The sequence below is a fragment of the Bradyrhizobium sp. STM 3809 genome (assembly GCF_000239795.1).
In the GTDB taxonomy this organism is placed as follows: domain Bacteria; phylum Pseudomonadota; class Alphaproteobacteria; order Rhizobiales; family Xanthobacteraceae; genus Bradyrhizobium.
Window position 1 is genome coordinate 1 of sequence record NZ_CAFJ01000787.1, and the last position, 5,704, is coordinate 5,704.

The 5,704-nt window shown below is 67.9% G+C and carries 2 protein-coding genes; one reads left to right on the top strand and one right to left on the bottom strand.

What is annotated here, in order from left to right; genetic code table 11:
• Positions 1-5,071, bottom strand: a 5,071-nt coding sequence (locus BRAS3809_RS33265) for an apolipoprotein A-IV repeat region-like domain-containing protein (protein WP_052523525.1), incomplete at its 3' end; no start/stop codon positions are given.
• A 415-nt stretch (positions 5,072-5,486) separates the two neighbouring features.
• On the opposite strand from BRAS3809_RS33265, the gene BRAS3809_RS33270 reads away from it, so the two are divergent.
• Positions 5,487-5,704: Hpt domain-containing protein (locus BRAS3809_RS33270; RefSeq protein ID WP_035660276.1), on the top strand; the 218-nt coding region annotated here is incomplete at its 3' end.

Genomic DNA, 5,704 nt, shown 5'->3' on the forward strand with positions numbered 1-5,704 from the left:
TCGCGGCCGGCTCGCGCAGGCGCATGTCGGGGCGGCCGCCGACGACGGCGGTTGCCACCACCGGCACCGGCTCTTCCTGGCGCATGACCGCCGCCGGCGCGGCGACGGGACGCGACGTGCTCACCACGTCGAGACCGCGGCCGTGATGCGCGACGATCCGGTTGAGCTCGGCCAGTGCCTCGATCTGGTCGACGATCACCTTGCGCATCTGCGCGGTGCTCTCGGCCGCCTCCTGCGGCATCTCCAGCACGCCGCGGCGCAGCTCGTTGCGCGTCGCCTCGAGCTCGCGATGCATCTCGGCCGTCATCTGCTTCATGCTCGACACCAGCGTGGCGAACTTCTCCGCCGACTGCTTGAACATCGCATCGGCTTCCTGCGTGCTCTGCTGGTAGATCTCCTGCATCTGCGAGGTGGTGAGGCGGCGCTCCTCCTCGGCATTGGCGCGGATGGCTTCGAACTGCCGGCTGAGCGCGGTCGAGCCGGCGCCGGCGGTCTCGGCCACCACCCGGGCGATGTCGCGCGCCCGCTCCTCGGCGGCCGCGAGCGACTCGTCGAGCAGGGTGGTGAAGCGGGTCAGGCGCTGGTCGAGATCGGCCGTGCGCAGGTCGATCGTGGTGACCAGCGATTCCAGCGTCGTCTTGCGATCCGAGATCGAGGCGGTCGCGTCGCGGTTGCTCTGCTCGACGATGGCGGCGGCCTCGATCAGGGCCTTGCCATGGGCGTCGAACTGCGTCGACAGCGAGCCGAGATCCTGCAGCGCGCGCGAGGTCTTGGCGTTGAAGACGTTGAGCTGGTCCTCCAGCGTCTGCGTCGCGGTGCCGTTGCGCGACGTCACGTCGTTCATCGCGGTGACGAAATCGGCCACGCGGGCGACCAGCGCACGCTCCAGCGAGTTGAGGTTGTCGTGAGCTCCGGTCAGCACCTCCTGCAGCAGGATGTTGCCTTCGCGCAGACGCTCGAACAGCGCGACCGTGTCGGTGCGCAGGATCTTGCTGGTCTCCTGCATCTCGGTGACGGCCGCCACCGAGACCTGGCGCGACTGCTCGATCGCCGCGCGCGAGGCCTGCTCGAGATCCTTGAGCGACTTGGTGATCGCCGTCGTCGCCATCTCGCCGGCCGAGGTGATGGTGCGGGCGACCTCGGAGCCGTTGCCGTTGACGGTCTGGGCGAACGCCTGGCCGCGCATCTCGATCTGCTTCAGCGCATCGGTGGTGACGCGATCGATCTCGATCGTGAGCTGGTTGGTCTTGGAGTTCAGCGTCTCGACCAGGGTGCCGCGCTTGCCGTCGAGCATCTGCGACAGCCGCTCGCTCTGCTGCTGCACATAGGTGACGATCTCGTCGGTCTTGCCGGTCATGGCGGAGCCGAACGAGTTGCCGGCCGCCAGTACCGAGCGCTCGATCTCGGTCGAGGTCGACTTCACCCGCGTCGAGACCTCGTTGGAGGCCGCAACGAGCGCGCTCTGCGCGTTCAGCGCGCTGCTCTGGATCGCATCCGTCGTGTTGGCCGCGACGGTGTTGATCGATCGCTCGATCTCCGAGGAGATCGCCTTGAGCTGGCCGGCGGTGTCGGTCGAGGTCGCCGTCAACACGGTCTGCGCCTCGCGGGCACCGGCGACGATCACGGCCACCGTCTCGGTGGTGGTCGTCGTCAGCAGGGTCTGGGCTTCGCGTGCGCTGCCGACCAGGCTGGCCGCAGTGTCGGCCGACGTCGCCGTCAGCGACATCTGCGCCTGGCGGGCGCTGTTGAGGATCGAGCTTGCGGTATCGGCGCCCACCGAGGACAGCGTCCGCTCGACGTCGACAGCGAGCGACTTGACGTGCTCGGCAGCCTCGGTCGAGCTCGAGATCAGCTTGGACTGGACGTCGCGGGCGCTGTCGATGATCGCGGTCGCGGTGCTGGTGCCGACCGCGGCGAGGGTCCGCTCGACGTCGGCCGCCAGCGACTTGACGTGATTGGCCGCTTCCGACGAGGCATTGATGAGGGTGGTCTGCGCCTCGCGGGCGCCGCCGGTGATCGCCTCCGCAGTGGTGGTGCCGGCAATCGACAGCGAGCGCTGCACGTCGACGGTGAGTGCCTTGACCTGGTCGGCGGCCTCCTGCGAGGCGGCGAGCAGGGCGCTCTGGGCCTCGCGCGCACCGGCCGTGATGGTCTCTGCCGTATCCGTGCCGGCGGATGTCAGCGAGCGCTGCACGTCGGCAGCGAGCGATTTCACATGCTCGGCGGCGTTCGAGGAGGCGGACACCAGCGTGTTCTGCACCTCGCGGGCGCCGGCGAGGATCGAGGCCGCGGTGGCCGAACCGGCCGCCGTCAGGGCCTGCTCGACGTCGGTGGCGAGCGACTTCACATGGGTCGCCGCGTCGGCTGACGCCGAGACGAGCGTGTTCTGCACCTCGCGGGCGCCGGCGAGAATCGACGCGGCGGTGGTCGAGCCGGCCGCCGTCAGCGTGCGCTCGACATCCGCCGACAGCGACTTGATCTGCTCGGCGGTCTCGCTCGACGCCGTGACCAGGGTGGCCTGGGCCTCGCGGGCGCTGCTCAGGATGGAGTTCGCCGCAGCGCTGCCGGCGCCGGTGAGGGCGCGCTCGACTTCCGCGGAGGTGCTCTTCAGCTGCGAGCCGACATCGGTCGAGACGTTGAGCAGGGCCTGCTGCGCCGAGCGCGCGCCGGTCTGGATGGTCTCGCTGGTGTTGACGACGAGGGTGGTGAGTGAGCGCTCGGCATCCTCGACATGCGACTTGATGCTGGCCGACAGCAGCTCGGCGCGCGTCATCAGCTCGTCGCTCGCCTGGCGGCCGCTGCTCTCGATGCGGCCGGCGACGGCCTCGACGCGCGAGCCCAGCAGGTCCTCGAACTGCGACACGCGATGGTCGATCTCGGTGGCGATCGTGCCGACGCGCGTCTCGATGCCCTGGTGGATGTCCTGGAAGCGGGCAGTGACGGCCTCGGTCAGCTCGAAGCTGCGGCCGTCGATGATGTTCGACAGGCTGACGATGCGCTGATCGATCGCCTCCAGCGCCTTGTCGGTGCCTTCGGTCAGCGAGGAGGTGAGGATGTTGAGGCGGGAGTCGATCGACTGGATCGCCTGCGCCGAACCGTCGGTCAGCGACGAGGTCAGCACAGTCAGACGCGAGTCGATCGCGTGCAGCACCTGCGCCGCGCCGTCGGTCAGCGAGTTCGACAGCGTGCCGAGCCGGCCCTCGATGGTCGAGGTGACCGAGGTCGCGCGGCTGTCGAAGTTCTCCTCCAGCGTCTTCAGCCGGCCCTCGACGGTGTCGTCGAAGGTCTTGATCTTCGAGTCGAGCGTCGAATCGAAGGTGGAGATGCGCGTCTGCAGGTTGGTCTCGAACTGGCTCAGCCGCTGGTCCACCGTTGCGGTGATCTCGCCGCTGTTGGACGACAGCCGGCTGTCGAAAGTGTCGACATAGGTCTTGAGATTGTCGGAGATCTCCTGGGTCCGCTGCCCCATGCGCTCGACGATCTCGCCGCCATAGGTCTTCACGGTGCGGTCGAACTCGGTGATGTGCCGCGTGATCAGGGCGCCCAGGGTGGAGCTGTCGCGGGCGAAGCGCTCGGCGAGCTCCGTGCCCTGGTTCTTCACCAGCTCATCGAAGGCGCTGATCTGCATCGACAGCGTGTCGTGGGTGCTTTCGGTCTGGCTCACGACCTTGGCGACCAGCGAGTTGACGGTCGCGTCCAGCGACTCGCTCGCCTTTTCGCCGGACGTCACGATGTGACCGGACAGACGCTGGCTGGCCTCGTCGATCTTGGTGACGAGATCGCCGCTGCGCAGCTCGAGTTCGAGCAGCAGCGAGTCGCCGGAAGCCTTGAGCTGATCGTGGACCTGCTCGGTGCGCACCGAGATGCCGTCGACGATCGCGGCCGTGCGCTGCTCGAACTCGCTGGTGATGCGGTCGATGCGCTCGTTCAGCATCTCGTGGACGCGGTCGGACAGATCGGCGAACTCGTCGTGGACGTGGCCGGTCTTGAAATTGAGACTGGTGGTCAGCCGCTCGGAGGCGTCCAGCACGGCGCGGGTGGTCTCGGCGCTCGCTTCCTCCAGACGGTCGAGCAGGTCGCCGCCGCGCTCGCCGAGCGCGAGGATCATGTTGTCGCCGGCGTTGCCCAGCGCGGCCGTGATGTGGGCGCCGCGCTCTTCCAGCGCGCCGGTGATGCTCTTGGCGACCTCGTCGACGCGCGAGGCGATGGCGTCGGAGATCAGCGCGATGTCGTGACGCAGGTCGATCTGCACGCCCGAGATGGCGCTGCGGACCTGTTCGGCCTGGCCGACCAGATTGTCGCGCTGATGCGCGATGTCCTGGAGCAAGGCGCGGATGCGGACCTCGTTGTCGCTGTAGGCGCGCTCGAGCGCGGCGACCTCGTTGGCGACCAGCATTTCGAGCTCGCCGGCGCGCGCGATCGCGCGCTCGACGCCGTCGCCCATCGCCGCGACCTCGCGGCGGATCGCCTGGCCGACCGTGACGATGGAGTCGCTGACTGCGCCTTCCGGTTCGGAGAAGCGGATCGCGACCTGGGCCATCGACTGCGCGATGATGCGCAACTCCTGGCCCCGCCAGGCGAGGCTCGCGAGGAAATAGAACAGCAGGATGGGCGCGAAAAACACCGCGGCGAGGCCGGCGAGCACCAGCACGCCGCCGCTCTGGCCGATCAGGGACTGCAGCGCGGGCAGGAATCCGATCGTCAGCAGCACGCAGCCGACGATCCAGATGCCTGCAAAGGCGGTTGCCAGCGTGTACACGCCGCGCGACGGACGGCCCTTCTGGATCGCCTGCAAGAGCTGGCCGATGGTCTCGCGGTCGTCATTGGCCGGACGGCGCTTGGCCAGCGGCGGCGGCTCGATCTCGTCGAGGCTGCGGCTGTCGACACCGGGACGGGTGTCGAACGAATCGAACGCGGATCCGCCGGTCGGCATGACCGGCGGCGCCCCGTCAGCGTGGACCGGGCCCTGCAAGTCCGGGGGCGCGGACGTATCGCTGATGTTCAAAGCCTCCTGAATGGCGGACAGCGCAACTTCAGTCGGGTCTTTGACCTTTTTGGGGGTGTTCGCCATGTTGAATCCGAGCCCTCGTCTTAATTTCGTTCCGGCGAGCCGCGTACGAGTTCCCCCTCGACGCGCTCGAACCGGACGTCATCCCTCGCAGGCACCAGGGGTGGCTAATTCCGCCGGGTGACCCACTCCATCCGGGGATCATCCTATTGGCTGTGCCTGTTGAAAGAAATGGCCGTGGTTAAGAGATTCTTAATCATCGTTAACAGCTACCGCCGTTAACACTTTAGAAGTTCTGCGAATTCCGGTTTCGGCCGCGATTGGGGCGGAGCCGGGCCCAAATCGCGGCAAACCCGCGGCAATCGGGTGGTAACCATACATTAACCATTGCCGTGCTTGGGTGACCACAGGGGCGCGCGCAGCGTGCCCGCCGGACCGGATGACCGCCATGATTCCCGACCTGTCACGGATCGAATGGATGCCTTCGCCGCCGCTGGTTCCAGATGACGGGCCGATCAGCCTCGATCTCCTCAGGCGCATGACGCTCGGCGACGCCACGCTCGAGCGCGAGGTGCTCGAGATGTTCTCGACCCAGGCCGTGCGCCTGCTGGAGCGGCTGCAGGTGATGCCGGAGGACGCGGCCACCGTCGCCCATACCCTGAAGGGCTCCGCCCGTGCGATCGGCGCGCTGGACGT